This window comes from Candidatus Accumulibacter phosphatis (assembly GCF_000024165.1).
Lineage (GTDB): Bacteria > Pseudomonadota > Gammaproteobacteria > Burkholderiales > Rhodocyclaceae > Accumulibacter > Accumulibacter phosphatis.
The window spans coordinates 3,111,513-3,130,758 of the sequence record NC_013194.1; the positions used below are offsets into that span (position 1 = coordinate 3,111,513).

General features: G+C 67.4%; 2 protein-coding genes. Both read right to left on the reverse strand.

The genetic code is table 11. The features are described from left to right. Positions 1-282: 282 nt before the first annotated feature. The gene (locus tag CAP2UW1_RS13470) at positions 283-17,847 is read right to left on the reverse strand and encodes a putative Ig domain-containing protein (RefSeq protein ID WP_015767172.1); all 17,565 of its coding nucleotides are present in this window, start codon (positions 17,845-17,847) and stop codon (positions 283-285) included. Next, positions 17,844-19,124 carry a hypothetical protein gene (locus CAP2UW1_RS13475; protein WP_015767173.1) on the reverse strand — a complete coding sequence of 427 codons (1,281 nt, stop codon included), beginning with the start codon at positions 19,122-19,124 and terminating at the stop codon, positions 17,844-17,846. Before CAP2UW1_RS13475 ends, CAP2UW1_RS13470 begins: the two co-directional genes overlap by 4 nt. Positions 19,125-19,246: the final 122 nt, after the last annotated feature.

The following is a 19,246-nucleotide window of genomic DNA, read 5'->3' on the forward strand; positions in this document are numbered from 1 at the left end:
CATTATAGGCGCCATGCCGGCATCTCGTGAAGTGAGGGGGTTGCGGTCCGAACAGGCTCGTAGCAGCGCTACGAAAGTCCGCTGACGCGACGCCAGGACCTTCGCCGTTGGCGTACCATCGCCCGTTAGGCGATGAACCGCTTCCATCCGCTCGACAACAACCCGGTCGAGAATGTGTTTCGGCCGATCGCCATCGGCAAGAAGAACGCGCTTACGACCAACGATCCGACGAGCGACGCTCTTCACAGGCGTTGCATGCGGCATGCGGAATGCCATGGCAGATCAGAGCCAGCGGTCCGGTCCTGGCGGCCCGCCAGGGAGGCTCTTCAGGCCAGGAGATGGCTCGGCAAACAACAGCGCCGGGTCGCCGCCGAGGCGCCGAGATGCCGGGTCGCTGCCGTGCACTACTCCCCAGTCGGCGTCTGCTGGGGCGTCGTGCGCCACGTTCAGCCAGTCGGACAACGCGGCGTCCTGAGCGAGCAGACGCACCGTGTTCGCGCCGGCCTCCACCCACAGGCGCCTAACAGCCGGATCTCCGGAGTCCGGTGAGGTCTCCTTGGCGAGCTGCCGATCATGGCGTTCGACCAGCTCGCGATCGACAAAGGCCAACTGCCTGCCCTCGCCGCGGGATGGCCAGCTATTCAGCCAATCGTCATCGAGCGAAACTTCCGCCGGCGCGGCCATGGCCTGCCCGTCGCCACCGTCGACAGCCAGTCGGCCAGCGGGCGCGTCGACCAAAGCGAGAAGGAAGACATCCGAGGCGAGCTGGTCCGCCCGGTCGACGTCGGCAAAACTCCCTGGCGTGAGGTGCCAGCGAGTGTCGCTGTAAGGTGCCGACGCGCGATCTTCAAGCCCCCGTTGCAGCACCGGGACGTCGTTCGTACCCTCGACGCGCACGAGGATGCCGCCCATCCCGGTGCTGATGCCGTCGTCGGTAGTCGAATAGAGAAAACGTTCGATTCCCTGATCGCCGACGCCCAGCGCCTGTACCTGTGGCAACGCGTTGTTCAGCGAGTAGGAGAAGCCGCCGGTGGCATCCAGCGACAGCACGCCGTAGGTACCGTAAAGACGACCCGCTTCGAGGATACGCGGTGTCGAGTCCGAGCCGGCACTGCCGGGGCCGGCAAACAATTCGCCGACGAGAGGGCGCAACTCACCCTCGGCGATCTCGAAGCGAGCGAATTCGATCACCGGATAGTTCGCGGGATTGATCGTCGTGAGAACGAAATCCTGGCTTGCCGTCGCACCAAAGCTGTCGGTCGCGGCGACGCGGACCAGCAAGTCGCCGGCAAAACCCGTCGCGGTGCCGGTGAAGGTCTGGGTGGCCGGATCGAAACTCAGCCACGACGGCAGAGCGGAACCGTCGGCCATCGCGGCACCATAGGTGAGACGATCGCCGACATCAGCGTCGGTGAACGCGCCCGTCGGCAGGGCATGGGCGAACGGGAAGCCGATCTCGGCCCACGACCCGGCTAGCGGCAGGCCGACGAGCGGCGCTTGATTGACCTTGTCGATCGTTACCGCGAAGGTGCTGCTGGCGGTGGCTCCGACGCGGTCGCTGGCGGTCACGCGCACGTTTAACATGCCGACGTCGGCCTTGCCCGGAGTGCCGCTGAAGGTTCGGCTCGTGGGGTCGAAGTGCAGCCAGGCAGGCAAGGCTTCGTCGCTGTCCTGCGCTGCCGAGTACGACAGCACGTCGCCGAGATCCTGGTCAACAAAGGTCTCGCCCGGCAGGTGCAGCTCGAAGGGCGAATCGACAAGCGCCGACTGATCGGCGAGGGTGCGGGCGGCGACGGGTGCGTCGTTGGTATTCTGAACCAGCAGGCGGAAGCTGTCGAAAGCAAGCTCGCCGCCAGCGTTGCGGGCGCTGACGCGGACGTCCAGCGCGCCGACATCGCCGTTTTCCGGGGTACCGGAGAGCGTCCAGCTGTCGGCATCGAAGTGCAGCCAGTCGGGAAGGGGCTGTTCATCGAGCAAGGTTACGTTCAGCGACAAACGCTCGCTCGACGAGCCGGCGCTGAACTCGCCCGGCGGCAGCTCGTAGTGGAAAGCACTGTCCTCGGTCGCCAGCTGATCCTCTGCCGGGACAACGAGTACCGGCGGTGCAGCCTTCTCGTCGATGCCGATCGAAAAATCCACTAACGCCGTTGCCCCGGCAGCGTCTGTCGCCAGCAGGCGGATCCCGGTCGGTGCGCGCTGGTCTGCCGGAACCAACCCGGAAAAAGTCAGCGTCGCCGGATCGAAACGAATCCAGCCCGGCAGCGGAGAACCGCTCTCCTGCACGGCGCTGAAAGTCAGCGTATCGCCCGTATCGCTGTCAACGAACGTCGTCTGCGGTATCCGGAAGTTGAACGACTGACCCTGGCGGTAGATTTGGTCGGCCACCGGCAGTACCGCCTTGGGCTGATGGTTGTACGCGCCGAGGGTCACCGCGATGTCGAATTCATCGGTCACCGTTGCGCCTGCCGGGTCGGCGGCGACGACGCTAATGCTGAAACGCCCGACGTCATCCGCTTGCGGCAGTCCTTCGAGCCTGCCGCTCGCCGGATTGAAGCGCAGCCATGCCGGCAGGGGCGCGCCGCTGGCCAGCGTCGCCGAATAACTCAGCGCCTGACCGGGATCGACCGCCAGGAAAGCTCCCGCAGTGGCGATCAACAGCGGCGCGCCTTCCTCGACGACCTGGTCGGGCAACGGCGAGCGCAGCGTCGGGGGGTCATACGCGTTGAGCACGGTGATCGTCACCAACTGTTTGGGAGTCCCTATCCAGTCGTGCGCACTGGCATCCGGCTCAAGCCCGCCCCGCTCGAAGGGGTCGCGCGCGCTTATCTCCAGGACGTGTGTGCCAACGGCGAAATCGCCTGGGGAAAGATGAATCTGCAGCGTGTCCGTGTCGAACCATCCCCAAAGCTCCTGCCCGCCGGTAAGCGGATTGGTGCTGCTGAGGCTGCTCGCTGTCAGGCGGAGCGGGTCGCCGTCGGCATCGGCGAACGTTCCGGGCGGCAGCGTGATCGTGCTGAGCGCGTGCTCGCGGACGACGATCTCCGGAATCGGCGCAATCGTCGGTGCGCGGTTGGCGATGAGATGAAGGGGCGCTTGCGACGTTTCGCCATGGCCGTCGTCGGCGACGATGAGCAAGTCGGCAGTGCGTGGCGCCGGACCGCTGCCGACGAAGCGCAAACGATTAGCGGCCGCATCATAGTGCCAGTCCGACCTTTGCGCTGGCTCGGCAGGGAGAACGGAAATCGCCAGGGTGTCGCCGTCCACGTCGGTGAAGGTCGGCTGTTTCACCGCGAAGCCCTCGGACAACGAGGCAACGATGTCGCTGACGGCACCATCGCTCCATTGCCAGCGACCGGCGACCCACACTTGCCCGAAGACGGCCCACGGTGCCGCGGGGAAAGTCGCGATCACCGGCAGGTGATTGACGGGCGCGGCGTCGACGTCGAGCACCAGGTCGGTGCTCGCACGCAGGCCGAGGCGGTCCTCGGCGGTCAGCCGGAAAGTCCAGCTGCCGACGTCCCAGTAGTCCAGGCCACCGATGCGCGTGGCGTCGCCCGGTGTCAGGCCGCTGTAGGTAAAGGCGGAGCCGTTGTCATTGGTGTTGGGGCGCGATTGCAGCGCAAAGCCGCCGCCAGTGGCGACGAGGCTGAAGGCGGACTTGGCGTGCGCCGGCCGCGCGAGGACATCGACGGTGTAGGCAAGGGTGTCGCCGCGATCAGGATCGACGAACAGGTCGTCCGGCAGACGGATGTCGGCGATGTCACCCTCGTCAAGGCGCAGCCCGGCGAGCGGCCTGTTCACCCGCGGCGGCTGGTTGCTCTGGCCGACCACGATATCGAAGTCCTCGTCGGACGCGGCGCCGTGCGTGTCCGTCGCGCGGACGCGGACACGGGTGACGCCGACGGCGTCGCTGTCGGCGATACCGCTCAGGCGACGCGTGGCGCTGTCGAAGGCCAGCCAGTCGGGTAGCGGCGAACCGTCGGCGAGCGTCACCTCGGTGGCGAAGGCATCCCCTTCGGGGTCGACAAAAAGATCTGCCGGCAGGGCCACGTCGATCGCCTCGCCCTGGCGGAGAACCAGATCGGCGAGCGTCCTGCGCACGCGCGGGGAATCGTTGGCATCGCCGACGACAAGGGCAAAATCGTCGCTAGCGATGCGCCCGCGCGTATCGGTGGCCGACACGGCGATCGCCAGCGTGCCGACATCGCCCTTGCCGGGAATGCCGGTCAGCGTCTGCGTTACGGGATTGAAAGTCAGCCACTCGGGGAGCGGGCGGCCATCCACCTGAACTGCGGCAAGCATCAGGCGGTCGCCGGGATCGGCATCGACGAATGTATCGGCGGGCAGCGTCAGCGCAAGGGCATCCCCCTGGCCGATTAAGACGTCCGCCAAGGGTTTCGCCACCACCGGCGAGGTATCGTTCGGATTGTGGACAGTCAGCTCAAAGGACGTCGCGATCGTCGCGCCGCCGCTGTCGGACGCGCTCAGGCGGACGGCAAGCGTGCCGACGTCACCAGCGCCCGGCGTTCCCGCGAGCGACCAGCTGGCGGCGTCGAAGCGCAACCAGCCCGGCAGCGGTGCGCCGTCGGCGAGCGTCGCCGACGCAATCAGCACGTCACCCGCGTCCGCGTCGGCGAAGCTAGCGGCGAGATCGAGCGCGAAGCGGCGGCCGGCGTCGACAACCTGGCGGCCGCCGGCGGCAGCGATGAAGGGCAGGCTATTGACGGAGGCCGCTGCGGCGGCAGCGACGTCGTCGGCATGCCAGCTGCTGCCGTCTGCGAAGACGATCGTCTCCACTGCGCTGCCGGCCTGCCAATAAGCGCGGATCGTCACGCGATCACGCGCACCGCGCAGCGACAGCAGCAGGTCGTCGCCGTTGCGGCGCACGATCAGGTCGACGGGTGAGATGCCGGCGCCGAGAACGAGCGCGTCGGCAGGCGACCCGGTACCGTTATCGATCACGAGATCCTGGCCATAGCCGTAAGCGAAGACGAAGCGATCATTCCCCGCCCCACCGTCGAGGATGTCGTTGCCGCCACCGCCATCGAGAACATCGTCGCCACCGCCGCCGCCGAGGCGATTGTCCGCATCGTTGCCGGTCAGGCGATTGGCGCCGGAATTGCCGGTGCCGTCGATGGCAGCCGAGCCGGTCAACGTCAGATTCTCGACGTTGTCGGCCAGGGTGTGGCTGGCGGACGCCCGGACGCTATCGCTTCCGGCGCCCGGGGCTTCCTCGATGCGATCCAGAACGCTGTCGGCGACATAAACATCATCGCCGGTGCCGCCTTGCAGGACGTCAGCGCCGGCGCCTCCGTCGAGGGTGTCGTCGCCGGCGTAGCCGCGCAAGGCGTTGTTGCCAGCGTTTCCCAGCAGTCGGTTGTTCCCGTCGTCGCCAAAGGCGTAAAGGTTGGCAGCACCGGTGAGTTCGATGTTCTCGACGCTGACCTCGGCCGTCAGCGCCTGGCTGAGCGACGAGCGCAGCGTGTCGTTGCCCTCACCGCGCCGTTCGACGATCGTGTCAGCGGCATTGTCGACAACGTAGGTGTCGTCACCTCGGCCACCGAGCAGTGTATCGGCGCCGCCGCCGCCGTCGAGGGTATCGTTGCCGTCGCCGCCTTCGATGCGGTTCGCGGCACGCGTTCCGAGCAGGCGGTTATCAGCGGCGTTGCCGGTGAGATCGATCGCAGCGTTGCCCAGCGCTTCGAAACTTTCGATTTCGGCAGGCAGTTCCACGTCCGTCAGGGCGACCATGCGCAGTGTGTCGGTGCCGCCATCGGCCAGTTCGAGAACGGTGTCGAGCTCGTCGGCCAGGTAGACATCGTCGCCGGGACCACCAATCAGCGCGTCGGCGCCGAAACCGCCGTCGAGAACGTCGTTGCCTGCGCCGCCGCGCAGCTCATCGTCGCCATCGCCGCCGCTCAGGCGGTCGTTGCCGGCGCCGCCGTCGAGGCGGCCTGACCAGGCAGCGGCGATGGACAGCACGTCGTCGCCGTCGCCGCCGTCCATCGCCGCTGCCTGCCGCGACATCTCGGCGGCGCTCCACAGCGTGCCGTCGGCAAGACGCAGCTGCAGGACGCTCTGTGTCGGCGGATTGGCGAACCAGCCCCGCAGGCGCAGCGAATCGGCGGCGGCGGCGACGAGCAGGTCTTCGCCGGCGCGGCCCAGCGTCAGGGTGTCGGCAGCGATGCCGGCACCGACGACGAGCGTGTCGAGTCGTGCGGCGGCGGGAATCGTCTGCGCACCGCTGCCGACGGCGAGAACGACGTTGCGTTCGCTCGGTGTCCATGTGCGGGGGTCGATGACCGTTCCATCGCTGAAGCGGATGCGTTTGACGCCCGACAGCGGCTGATCGTGGGCGACGAGGGTCACCCGGTCTTCGCTGCCGGCGATGTCGAGAAGCAACTGACCATCGACCACTCGATGGAGCACGTCGAACGGCGCGATGCCAGGGCCGAATTCAAGCGTGTCGACGTCCGCCGGCTGGATCGTCGAGTCGGCGATGAGGTCGTGCCCGTCGCCCCTGGAGAAATGATAAACGTCACTGCCGGGGCCGCCGATGAGGACGTCGTTGCCCGCGCCACCGCGGAGATGGTCGTTTCCTTCACCGCCCGACAAGGCGTCGTCGCCCCCATCGCCCTGCAGGTGATCGTTGCCTTCGCCGCCGTCGAGGCGATCGTTGCCTTCACCGCCGGCAAGCGCGTCGTTGCCACGTGCGCCGAAGATCGTGTCGTCGCCGCTGCCGCCGGCAATTCGATCATCCACGACACTGCCCAACAGGCGGTCACCGTCGTCGCTTCCCGCGAGCAGCCTCGCAGCGACCTCGGCAGTTGTCCAGCGCGTGCCATCGGCAAAGCGGATCTCCGCCAGCGCCAGGCGCGCACCTTCGCCCGGGGCACCCGGCTGCCAGCCTTCATCGACCTGGACCCGACCCGCGACCGCCGGCACATCGAGCAACAGCGTACTCGACCCGCCGGCGGCGAGGCGAACGCTCACGTCGTCCGGCGCGATGCCGTCGCCAAACTCGATCGCGTCGTCGCTGGTCCTGACCATACCACCGGCCACCGTATCCAGGCCGAAGTGCCCATCGAAGTGGTAGGTGTCGACGCCATCGCCGCCGCTGAGCCAGTCGTTGCCCGCACCACCTTCGAGCCAGTCGTTGCCGGCGTCGCCGTGGAGGGCATCGTCTTCGCCGCCGCCAAACAACGAATCACTCCCCGGGCCGCCGCTGAGCAGGTCCCGTCCGGGACCGCCAGACACGCTGTCGTCGCCCCCACCGGCGAAGAGCACATCATCACCGGCGCCGCCATCGATCGCGTCGCTGGCGGTCGTGCCGATCAGCGTGTCGCTGGCGCTCGATGTGCGCTGGTGATGCAGGCGCGCGAAGGCATCGCGGCCTTCGACGACCGTGCCGTCAGCAAAAACGAAACGCGTGCCGATGATCGGCAGACCGCTGGCCGCATCGATCGTCACCAGGAAGCTGCCAAGCGTCGACGGCACTGCTTTCAGGCGGACCAACAGCCTTCCGCCGGTCAGCGTCAGGGATTGAAGGTCGAGCACGACATCACTCGGTGAGACGTCGCTCTCGAAGCGGACGGTACCGGGCGCCGCCTCCAGATGGCTCGGCAACTCGAAAAAGCGGTCATTGCCGGAGTCAAAACCGAAGACCAGCGTATCGTCAGCGTCGAACCGATAGCTGTCGTCGCCGGCGCCACCGTCGATCAGGTCTGCGCCGCCGTCGCCGACAAGAAAATCCGCGGCGTCGCCGCCGTAGAGCGAATCGTTGCCGGCCCCGCCGTACAGAGTGTCCTTGCCGCCGAGCCCATGAATCCGGTCGTCATAGGGGCTGGCTTCTGCCGCGGCAATCGTTTCCGCGCCGTCGGTGCCGATCACCGGTTTGGGGCTGGGCCAGCGCAGTACGGTCGTACTGCCGTCGGAGAAGCGTAGCGTCGTGACGTGCGCGCTGGCCAGCGACCAGTCCTTCAGGCGCAGGCTGTCGCTGCTGTCCCGAAGCTGCACGACGAGGTCGTTGGCCGACGCGGCGACCTCTACGTCGCCAGAGCGCACGCCTTCGGTGAGCCGGAGCGTCGTGCCGACGTCGCCGGCGGCCAGTGCCGGCGTGCCGCTGCCATAGCCAAATGAGATTCGCTCGCGCAGGTCCTGCTCGCTGCCGTCGGCGAAGCGCAAGGTCGTCAGGTGATCGCCGGCCCGCAACCACCCGCGCAGGCGCAGCGTGTCGGACGCGCCGTCGAGGCTGAGCAGAAGGTCGTCGCCAGTCGCGCGGACCGCTACCGATGCCGCTGCCACACCTTCGGCCAGCGCAATCACATCGAGTGAGTCGCTGGCGGTCAGCGTGTCCGCCCCGCTGCCGTAGGCAAAGACGATAGTGTCGGCCGCTGCCGAGCCGCCGGCCGCTTCGCGCGAGTTGACGTAGTCGTCGCCGGCACCGCCGTCGAGCCGGTCCGCACCGCGGCCGCCGTCAAGGAGGTCATTGCCGGCGCCGCCGAACAGCACGTCGTCGCCGTCGCCGCCCGACAGCGCGTCGTTGCCGGCACCGCCGTCGAGCTGGTCGGCGCCACTGCCACCGTCGAGATTGTCGTTCCCCTCGCTACCAGCGAGGACATCGTTGCCAGCGCGCCCGACAAGGAGACGGCTGGTGGCATCGCCAGTCAGAACGTTGTCGCGGAAGTCGCCGTTACCGTTGCTGGCCGCCGGCAGCAGCGACAACAGCTCATCGATTCCCCATACCGCGCCGCTGGCAAAACGCAGTTCGGTTGCCGGCGGTTCGTCGTCGTCGGTAAACCACGACACCAGCGAGAGCGCGTCGGCGCTGCCTTCGATCGCGATCGACAGCGCGTTCGCCTGCCGTTCGACGCGCACGTGCTCGGGCAGCAGATCGCTCGCCAGTTCGACGATCAGGCGCGCTCCTCGGCGCGAAGACTCGCTCCAGGAGAGCGTGTCGGCGCCCGAACCAGGGCCGAAGCGCAAGGTCTGCGTGCCACCGGCAAGCGTGTAGCTATCGCGCCCGGCGCCACCGTCCAGGGTATCGTCGGCGCCGGCGCGCAGCGAGTCGTCCCCGCTGCCACCGAGTAGCTGGTCGGCGCCGTCGCCGCCGTCGATGAGGTCATTGCCGGCATCCCCGGTGAGCAGATCGCTACCGTCGCCGCCAAACAGCCGGTCAGCCCCCTCGCCACCGTCGAGCGTGTCGTCACCGCCACCGCCGGCGAGTAGGTCATCACCGGCGAGGCCCGACAGCGAATCGGCCAGCGCGCCACCGGAAAGGACGTCGTCGGCGAGACTCGGCAGCGGCTCGGGCAGGTGCGTCCGCGCGGCGATTTCCAGGCGCCCCCAGACCGTACCGTCGGCGAAAACCAGCTCGCTGGCAGCGACGACGCCCGCGAGCGATTCGCCGCTGCTGCGCAGCCTGATGAGCAAGGACGACTCGACACCGTCGACCGTCCCGCCGATCAGATCCACCTCATCGGGGAGCGCTTGAACGCGAATCCGTAGTCCGCTGCTGCGGCTGTCGGCGATCACCCGATCGTGCCCGTCACCCGTGGCAAAGACGATCGTCGCGCCAGCGCCACGGATATCGTACCAGTCATCTCCGGCGCCGCCGTCGAGCATGCCGCTTCCCGACAGGGTATCGCTCCCGGGACCGCCGGCAAGGTATCCGGTTCCGGAAAGGTTATCGTTGCCGAGGCCACCCGACAGGTGGTTCCATCCCCTGTCATCGTGCAGCGTGTCGTCACCCGACTCGCCGAAGAGCAGATCGTCGCCCTCGCCGCCTTCGATTTCGTCGCGCCCGGCGCCGGCATGGACGAGGTCGTGACCATCGCCGCCGGCGATCACGTCCGGTCCGCGGCTGCCGGTGATCACGTCGGCGGCGGCGCTTCCCGAGATCACCGTGCGGTAATAGGCGGCGAAGTCGGTGACGGTCACCACCGTGCCGTCGTCGCTCTCGATACGGTCGATGCGCGTACCGGCGGCGAGATAGAACGCGCCGGGACCGTAATCCACACGGGTCTCAGGCCACCCCAGATTGTTGCGCTCGGAAACAATCACGTTTTCGGCGCTCAGGCCGGCGCCGAAAACGATGCGGTTGGCGCCTTCGGCATCGGTGATCTCGTCGAAGCCGCTGTCGGCCTGAATCACGTAGGTGTCGTTGCCCGCGCCGCCCTGCAAGCGGTCGTGCGATGTCACATGGAAACCATCGCCGTACTGGTCATAGGCATACTCGTAGTGACGATCGTCGACAGCCGAAGCGCCACCGGTCAGTGTATCGTCGCCGGCATCGCCAAACAGCCGATCGGCGCCGACACCGCCGTCGAGCACGTCGTCGCCGCTGCTGCCCTCGATCCAGTCGCTGCCGGCCAGGCCATCGATCACGTCGTTCCGACTCGAACCATAAATCGACTCAGCGGCTTCCGACGCCGGGGCGAGAACGAGTCGCCGCTCGATCTCGTCCATATCCCATTCGCTGCCGTCGGCGAAGACAAAGCGCTCGATGCGCTGACGGTCGGAGGCCAGCCGCTCGAAGCTGCGCAGCACGCGCAACTGGTCGGCGGAATCCACAAAGTCGAGAACCAGCGCGCTACCTTCGCGGCGCACGATGAGCGCGTCGGGCTGTAGGCCGGCGCCGAAGAGCACGCTGTCCGACTGCCCGGCGTCGGCGCCGCTGTCACTGATCGTCAGGCGCCCGTAGCCTTGGCGGAAGACGTAGCGATCGCCGCCACCACCGCCACTGACGAGATCGTCGCCGCCCAGGCCGTCGATGATCTCGGATCGTGACGAGCCGTCGAGCGTGTCGCTGCCGGTCGTCGCCGGACGGGTCGCGTAGTTCTCCACGTCGTCCGCGCTCCACACCGTACCGTCGGCGAACTCGACGTGCTCGATCAGCGGTAGCGACCGCGGGGGTTCCGACGGCACGCCCGGACCCCTCTGCAGGACGACGCTGTCGGCGCTGCCATAGCGCTGAAGAACGACGTCTCCCGTTTCGCCGGCCACGATCTGCACATCGTCGGCAGTAATGCCGGCACCGAAACGCAGCGTGTCGTCGCCGTCGCGGTCGACGATGTGGTCGCCACCATCGCCGGCTTCGAAGCGGTAAGTATCGTCGCCGGTGCCGCCGTCGAGCGTGTCGTCACCGCGCCCGCCCGCGAGCACATCGGGGCCGTCGCCGCCGACCAGATAGTCGGCATCGTCGCCCGGTGTCGCTGCCCTGACGTCGAGCTCGGCAGCGCTCCACTCGGTGCCGCGGCCAAAACGCACGGCGGTCAGCGGACGTTCGGGCGACAGAAACCAGTCGGCGACGCTGAGCGTTGCGCCATCGGGCGTGACCAGCAGCAGGTCGCCGGCGTTGCGGGTCACGCGTAGGTCGGCTGCGGCGATGCCGGCGCCGATTTCGAGCACGTCGCTGTCGCCGCCGGCGGTGTCGATGATCCGGTCGGCACCGTCGCCCGGCGCGTAGATGTAGGTGTCGTTGCCCTCACCGCCGTCGAGCGCGTCGTTGCCCCTACCGCCGACGAGCGTATCGTCTCCGGCCTGACCGAACAACTCGTCGTCACCGCCGAGGCCGGCAAGCAGGTCGTCGGCCGTCGTGCCGACGACGATGTCGGCGCCATCGCCGACCGCCGTTGGAGAAGCGACCAGTGCTTCGAGATCTGCCGCCAGCCAGCGCGTGCCGTCGGCGAATTCGACGGCCTCGATCGACGGCCCCCGATCGCCGTACCAGCCAGTGACGATCACGCGCTCGCCGGTCGCGCGCACGATCAGCAGCAGATCGGTGTCGTTGCGCGCCAGGGTGAGGTCGCCGGGAGCGATGCCGTCGGCGAAACGGATCACGTCGTCGCCGGAGACGCCGCTGTCGCTGACCGTGTCGCGGCCGTCACCGGAGGCGAAGAAATAGCTGTCGCTCCCCTCGCCGCCGTCGAGCACGTCGTCGCCGGCCTGGCCGGCGAGGGTGTCGTCCCAGTCGTGACCGACGAGGACGTCGTCACCGGGAGTTCCCTGCACGCGGCCGAAGGAATTGCGGAGATCCTCTCCCGACCAGGTCTGCGGCCTCATCGGGTCGGGAAAGTCGAAATACTCGACCATGGCTTCGGCGTTGTCGAAGAAGCCAATGATCGTCAGCTCGTCGGCCCGGTCGGCGATCCTCACGTGCAGGGCTGAAGCTTCGCGGCTCAGTTGCAGTTCGTCTGGGCGTAGATCTTCGAACACGACGCGGTCGCTGTTCCACAGGTCTCCTTCTTCGACGATCTGGTCGTAGCCGGAGCCGCGCCGGAAGACATAGGTGTCGTCGCCGGTGCCCCCGGACAGGACATCGAAGTCGCCAAGAAAACCCCCGTCGAGGGTATCGTTGCCGGCACCACCGTCGATCACGTCATCATCGACGACGAAAGCCCCCGCATCGTCGCCCGGCGAGGTATCGCCGGCCCCGTAGAGGAGATCGTCGCCAGCGCCGCCGGTGATCGTGTCGTTGCCGAGCAACCCGAGCACCCTATCGGCGCCGTCGTCGGCCGACAGACTGTCGTTGCCATCGCTGCCGACCAGGAAGAGCGGCCCAGCGCCGACGAAGGTCGCCGCCGAGAGGAGATGTTCGGCCGACCAGCTTACGCCGTCGGCGAAAGCGACGCTCTCGACGCCACGACCGGCGCCGTCGACCTGTCCGCGCAACACGACGCTGCCGCCGTCGGCGAAAGCGATCGTCAGATCATGCCGGCTGTGCGTCAGCGTCAGAGTGTCGACGCCGATCCCCGGGCCGAGGCGCAGCGTGTCGTGGTCGGCACTGTCGCCGCTGTCGTCGACGACGTCGTTGCCGTCGCCCGCGGCGTAGAAGTAGCTGTCGCTGCCCCTGCCGCCGAGCAGCGTGTCCGCGCCGCCGCGGCCGTCGATGCGGTCGTCGACGCTGGTGCCGCGGATCGTTTCGCTGGCGGCGCTGCCGGCGACGTCGAAGCCCCTGGCGAGCAGGCCGGCGTAGGTCAGCACGCTGCCGTCGGCGAATTCGAAGCGCTCGATCGCCGGCCCCGTGCGCGTGGCGAGGGCGTCGTCGGGGTCGAATCCCTCGATGTGGATGGCGTCGTCGGGGTTGCTGCCGACGCGGATCAGCAGCGAACCGATGCCGAGGGTGAGGTCGTCCGCTGTGATGCCGGCGCCGAAGCGCAGCGTGTCGACCAACGGCACGCCAGCCGCGTCGGTCGCCGGGCCGGGGTCGACAAGCCGGTCGCTGCCGTCGCCGACGCTGTAGCGATAGGTATCGCTGCCGCTGCTGCCGATGAGCGTGTCGCTGCCGCGACCACCGGCGAGGAGGGCGCCGGGCAGCAGCGCGCTGAGGAGGTCGTCGCCCGCGCCGCCGAAGCGTACGCTTCGGCCGCCGGCGTCCGAAGTCACCGGTGCGTCGGCGAGACGACCGATCAGCTCGTCGGTCGTCAGCGTCGTGCCATCGGCGAAGCGGAATTGCTCGATAGCACCGCCGGCACCGCCGACGATCCAGAGGTGATCGTCGGCGCCGTAGTCGATCAGCAGCGCGTCGCCGTTCTGCGTCAGACGCAGCGCGTCGACGCTCGCGTCGCGAAAGACGATCGTGTCGTTCCCCGCGCTGTCGGTCAGGGTCTCGCTCAATCCGCTCGCGTCGCGCGGGCTGTCGCCGCTGGCCAGGAGATAGACGTCGTCGCCGGCGTCGCCGACAAGATAGTCGCAGCCGGGGCCGCCGATCAGGGTGTCGTTGCCGGCGTCGCCGAACAGCGCGTCATCGCCGGTACTCCCGTCGAGGAGATCGCCGCCCTCGCCGCCTTGCAGTTTGTCGGCATCCAGCCCGCCCAGCAGGGTGTCGTTACCGTCTTCGCCGAACAGCTCGTCCTCGCCCGTGCCCCCATCGAGGAGATCGGCGCCGTCGCCGCCTTGCAGTTTGTCGGCATCCAGCCCGCCCAGCAGGGTGTCGTTGCCGCCGTTGCCCCACAGCGTGTCCTTGCCGGAACCCCCATCGAGGAAATCGGCGCCGTGATAAGGCGCTGGGGTCTTGCCGTCGTCCCCGCTCAAGGCATCGTCGCCGGCCCCGCCGAGCAGCGTGTCGGCACCGCCGTTGCCCCACAGCGAATCGTTGCCGTCGCCACCGTCCAGTGAGTCCTTGCCGTGCAGGCTGCCGGACAGACCGCTGTCCGGGTCGTCGGGATCATCGAGGTCGTCGCCGCTAAGGGCATCGTCACCAGCAGCCCCGACGAGTTCGTCGTCGCCATCGTCGCCGAAGGCGACGTCATTGTCCGCACCGCCGTCGAGCAAATCGTTGCCGCCGTTGCCGAACAGCCAGTCGTCGCCGGCGCCGCCGAGCAGCAGATCGTTGGCGCCGGGGCCGACGCCGTAAGCCGCCTGCTCGAAGACCGTCTGGACGCGGGTGAGGTTGTCGAACCTTGCCACCTGACGACTTACCGTCCAGCCGTGCATGGCAAAGCCGGCGCGGCCGTCTCCCCAGAGGTTGTCGTCGCCGGCGCCGCCGAGCAGCACGTCTTCTCCGGCGCCGGCAAAGAGCACGTCATCGCCGTCGCCGCCGTCCAGGTAATCGGCGCCGGCGAGGTCCGCACGGGTATCGCCAACCAGGAAATCCTTGCCGGCGCCGCCGAGGAGCAGATCGTCACCGGCGGCGCCCCACGCGCGATCGTCGCCGTCCTCGAGAATGAGGATGTCGTCACCGCCCTCACCCATGGCGACATCGTCACCGGCCCCGGTGTAGATGGTGTCGTCACCCGATCCGTCTGTGCTCTCGTCGAAGATATGGGCGAGATCGTAGGAGTAGTACGTGTCGCCAGTTGACGTCGGCGCCGCCTTTTCGGTAACGGTCCAGTCGCGCCACGGTTCCTCGATAGGCGCCCAGACGTTCCAGTCACCCCAGACCCAGTCGTCGCCGCCACCGGCGACGATGAGGTCGTCGCCATCACCGCCGGCGATCAGGTCGTTGCCGGCACCGGTAAACACCTCGTCGTCGCCGTCTTCGGCATCCACCAGGTCGCCCTGCGCGCCGGAAGCGGCCTGATCGGCGCCGGCAGCGATGAGGTCGGCGGTTTCGCCCTGGGCGTCGCCGTAGAGCTGGTCGTCGTCGGACGATCCATAAACGAAATCTCCACCCTCACCGCCTTCAACGGTGTCCCTGCCCGAACCGGCGCCGAGGTAGTCGCGCCCGGCGCCGCCGAATGCATGTACGCGCCCGGACGTACCGTCGAGGGTCCAAAAGTCGTCATTGCCCTCGCCAAGGTCGACGACGTCGTCGCCACCTCGCTTCCTATAAACATTGTCGTCACCGCCGCCGGTGGCGATCCGGTCGGCAGCGCTACTGTCGTAGACGACGTCGCGACGGCCGACCTCGGCGATGCCTGGGTCGGTGATGACGTTGCCAAGATCGTCGTACCTGATCTGGACGTCGGTGCGGTCGGGGTCGAAGTCGACTGGCGCGAGATCCCCGAGAAGGGTGCGCACGATCGCTGCCGGGTCGTCGGGTTCGGTTTCGTCTGCGGCGTCCAGGGTGAGTGTCAGCTCGCCGTGTTCGCGGTGAGTGGGCGTGCCGTCGGCGTCGGTGAGCTGCGCCCGGAGCGTCAGCGAGTCGTCGCTGTCAAAGTCGTCTCGCGCCCAGAGCGCGAAGGAGACCTGGCGTTCGCCCGCGGGAATGGTGAGCCGGAAGCTGCCGTCGCCGGAAAGGTCGACGCGCTTGCCCCGGTCGAGCACGCTGAAGGTGTCGGCGCTGGCGCCGGCCAGTGTCAGCTTGACCACCTGGCCAGCGTCGCCGGCAAGGAAGGGAAGAAAGAGAGTGAAGCCTCGCGTGTGACCTTCGCGCAGGCTGGCGGTCGCGATCGCATCGGGATCGAGAGCGCCGCCGGCGAAGGGGTTGCGCTTGTCCTGCGTGATGACGAGGGTCTGGCCGGCATCCAGGATGAGGCGTCGGGCGTCCTTGTATTGCGTCGCGACCTCCGCGGCGGCAGCGCTGCCGGAGAGCGCGGAAGCGACTTGCTCGGCGAGGGCCCAGAGGTGTTCGGCGAATCGGCTGACGATCGGCTGTTGATCAGTGAAGGCGGCGATTTCGGGGAATTCAAGGTCGCCGCTGTAGTCGGGGACGTAATCGGGAATCGCGTCAGCGACTGCGCGGGCGACCGTAGTTACCGCTTCCGCCAGTTCGCGCCAAGGTTTGGCGGCCTGGTCGAGCAACCACTCATCGGCCTCCAAGATGTTGCGCGCAATGATTTTGTCGACGGCGATCACGGTCTTGATCAAACGCTCGGCGCCGTCCTTCTTGACCTCCCACTCAAGGCCGGGATAGGCCTTGACCACCACTTCCAACAAGACGCGCTTCCAGTTGTCGGACGCGGCGGCCTCACCAAGCAGCGCTTCCTTGATGACATCCGCATCCACACCCAGTTCGCGCAGGATGGCGAGGTCGACATCACGCAGGCCGCTGGCCGATAGATCGATCATTTCGGCGCCGGTTGCGATCTGCTGCAGACGAGTGGCCGCGTCGATGGGTAGGCCGACGTAGGCGTTGACTGCCGGATCGACCGGCGTCCCTTCGAGCAGGGCGTCAAGGCGCCCGACGTCGGGGCGCTTGTCCTTCTCGGCCAGGGCCTCGATGGCCAGCGCCGACAGCAGGCTGTTGAGCGCCAGAGCCTTCGCCTCATTGGCAACGCCCTTGAGATCGTCGCTTGAAATGTGGCTGGAAAGTTTGGCCAGACCTTTGCTCAACCATCCCCTGGGGGGAGTCACCGGTCCCGCCCCACCCTCGAAAGAAGACAGATCGGAGTGCAGCAAGGCGTCGAGAACCGGCTTGAAGAGGGCGTCGACGTCGCGGCTGCTGGTGGCGCTGTTGAGGGCGACGATCAGGCCGGCGATCGCTCGGTACTTGCCGGAGGTTTCGGTAACGTGCCCTTTGTTGAAGAGGCTGATGATCCTGCCGGGTTCTGACTGCAAGCCCTCGACGGGGAGTGGCTGCCAATCGGTATTGGCGCTGGCCTGGTTGAACAGCCGATGGTCGCCTTTGGCGATCTGCTGGGCAAACGGGCGGTAGAAGCCGGACTCGATGCGGTGCGCATCGACCGGGTTGAGCAGCAGCTTTTCGCCGCTGGTCGGGTCGGTTTGGTCGGAGCGAAAGTCGAGCCGGTACAAATTCCCTGCCCCGGCCAGATGGTTGCCGCCGAGGCGGTTGACGAGGTCGTTGGCCACTTCGTAATGCGCCGCTCGCGCCGGCCGGAAGGCAGCCAGTTGCTCGTCCGTCGCGCCGCCAAGGCGCGTCAGCGCCGCGCCGCCGGCGAGGCCGTTGAAGGTGGTGAGCGTAAGGCGGTCGAGAATGTCTGGATATTTGATCTGGTTCGTCTGCCAGTAGTCGAACGCCGCGTACTCGGCGAGGGCACCGCCGAGTGACTGGCCGGTGAAGTGGATCACCGGCTTTGAGTCGGGCTTGGCGAGGTTCTTCAGTGCGTCCGTTACCTTAAACTTCCCGCTGTTTTCGCTGAGCCCGCTAGTCGCTTCGTCGATGAAATCCCATTGTCCCCATCCCCAGCGGAGGTTCTGCGCCCAATCCTGGAAGTTCGGCCCGTCGGTTCCGGCCATCGCGACGATGAATTCGTTGCGTGTCTCGTGCTTGTAGAGCACGCTCTTGAAGCCGGTTTCTTTAGCTTCGAGCACTGCGGCGACGACGAATCCTGCGTCCGGCAGCGCGTAAGGCAGGGGCGCTTCGCTGGCCTCGGACGAGTCGGGCAGCGGGCCTATCCGGGTGCCTTCACCGACGCTTTCGCTCTTGCCGTAAACGTACGATTGATCGCACGCGACGAGCATTTCCATTGCCAGTGCATTGCGGGTGTCGAGAGGGGTGGTCATGGCGTTTCTCCCTTCTGGCAGAAGTCGATCATATGGGCGGTCACGCAGCCGATATGGCGCGGCGCAGCACGGTCAACCGAACGTGAGGGGTCGGGGAAGCAACGGGAATTCTGGTAAGCGATGCGGCAACCGTTCGGTGAGGTACCGTACTTGTAGAGCGAGAAGCGGCCGATACTCCGTACGCTGCCGTCGTTGCCGAGAATGAAGCTCTCCGGCGTTTGAGTCACCCTTTCTCCAGGCCGCGACCGGCCGGTCATCAGCACGCCGGGGCGGATCGGACGAAAGGAAGCGCTGAGGTAGCCGGTATTCGGGATGGCAATCGCCTGCGTGCTGCCGTCCTGCGACAACCACCAGATCGCCGGCATTATTTCGCTGTTGCCGTGAATTTCGCTGAGCAGGTACTGCTTGCGCCAGGGGGCGTAAAGCACTCTACCCCAATCTTTGGTCAGCAGCGGCAGTTCGCGCGGCGGGCCCTTGCGCGGAGTGTAGAGGAGCGGCTGGTCGAAGCGTCTGCGCTCGAGCACGCCCCAGCCGGCGTGCAGCGGAATGCGCGCGCCAAAACCGCCCGGAGGAGCGATTACCCCGCAAGGGCCCGGAGTCCAACGATTGTCGACCAGTCGGTTGGCGTCAATGTCGGGCTTGGGGCGTTCCTTGCCGAAGGGGCCGGTCCACAGTGTGAGCGGTCCGATCCACAACGGCGTAATCTTGGCCGGCGGAGGCGCTTCCTTGTCCGGCAGCTCGAGAAAGGCAGACACGCCCTCTTCGACACAGAAATCGTGGAGACGGCGACGAAACAGTCTGACCTCGTTGGTCCGCGTATCCCAGACGTAGTGCCCCACCCGCATGTCCGTCTCGCGCCCATCGGCGCGTCGCTGGCTGAGGGTTTTCTTTTCCCAGCCGGGGTCGTAGCTGCCGGGCTCGTAACCCATGAAGACGACGCGATCGTTGTCCAGCCACCAGAGGTGTTCTTTGTCGGCGATCGGGAAGGCGGAATCGAGGACGGGATAGCGCACCTGCGGATACGTCGGAATCGGGCCTTTCGGCTGCGCGGGCGGCGGGGGCGGCGACTTGCCGAGCAGCGCCGACCACGGGTGCGTGAACCAATTGGCGGTCCCCGGGCGGAGGTTGGACGGCTTGTCCGTCTGCGCAGCATCCGGCGTCGCCGCTTGCCCCGCCCCGACGTAGCCGGGAAGCGAAGCGGTCAGCGCGAGCAGCAGGAGCAGCCGGCTGGAGCGGCGGCATGCCGACGACAGGAGTGTTCTCTGGGCTGCACTCATCGACTTTCCTTCCCCTTTGCGCTCGGTGTGCAAGACGGTGAAGCGGTGACAATGGCGGCCGACCCCGGGGTGAACCGGACGCCGTCCCGGGTCGACGCGGGCACTCCATGCCGGTGATTTTT

Excerpts from the sequence above, each read along its gene's own strand:
- CAP2UW1_RS13470 (WP_015767172.1), bottom strand. The coding sequence starts at position 17,847 with ATGACCACCCCTCTCGACACCCGCAATGCACTGGCAATGGAAATGCTC.
- CAP2UW1_RS13475 (WP_015767173.1), bottom strand. The coding sequence starts at position 19,124 with ATGAGTGCAGCCCAGAGAACACTCCTGTCGTCGGCATGCCGCCGCTCC.